The organism is Luteimonas sp. A537, assembly GCF_054052065.1.
This window is the reverse complement of the sequence record NZ_JBSVRH010000030.1, coordinates 1-529: the sequence shown is the minus strand read 5'-3', so window position 1 is coordinate 529 and position 529 is coordinate 1. Positions and strand designations below refer to the sequence as shown.

Genomic DNA, 529 nt, shown 5'->3' with positions numbered 1-529 from the left:
GGTGGCCCCGAGCTGCGCGGACATGGACAGCGACGGTGACGGCGTGAACGATTGCGACGACCGCTGCCCGGATTCGCAGCCTGGCCAGACGATCGGTCCGGACGGCTGCCCGGTGCCGGTGTCGATCGACCTGAAGGGCGTGAACTTCGACTTCGACAAGTCGACCCTGCGTCCCGACGCGGTGTCGATCCTCAACGAGGCGATCGAGATCCTGAAGCGCTACCCGGAGCTGAAGGTCGAAGTGGCTGGCCACACCGACTCGAAGGGCACCGACGCGTACAACCAGTCGCTGTCGGAGCGCCGCGCGACCGCGGTGTACGACTACCTGGCCTCGAACGGCATCGACTCGTCGCGCATGGTGGGTCCGACCGGTTACGGCGAGAGCCGCCCGATCGCGCCGAACACCAATGACGACGGTTCGGACAACCCGGACGGCCGCGCGCGCAACCGCCGCACGGAGCTGAACGTCCAGAACTGAGGACGTCGGCACAGGTGACACCACGGAGCCCGGCCTTGTGCCGGGCTTCGT

At 67.7% G+C, this 529-nt stretch carries 1 protein-coding gene; it reads left to right on the top strand.

Annotated features, from left to right (window positions below; genetic code table 11):
- The coding region (locus ACW7GZ_RS14925; protein ID WP_457005788.1) for an OmpA family protein at positions 1–478 on the top strand (478 nt) is incomplete at its 5' end.
- Positions 479–529 lie beyond the last annotated feature (51 nt).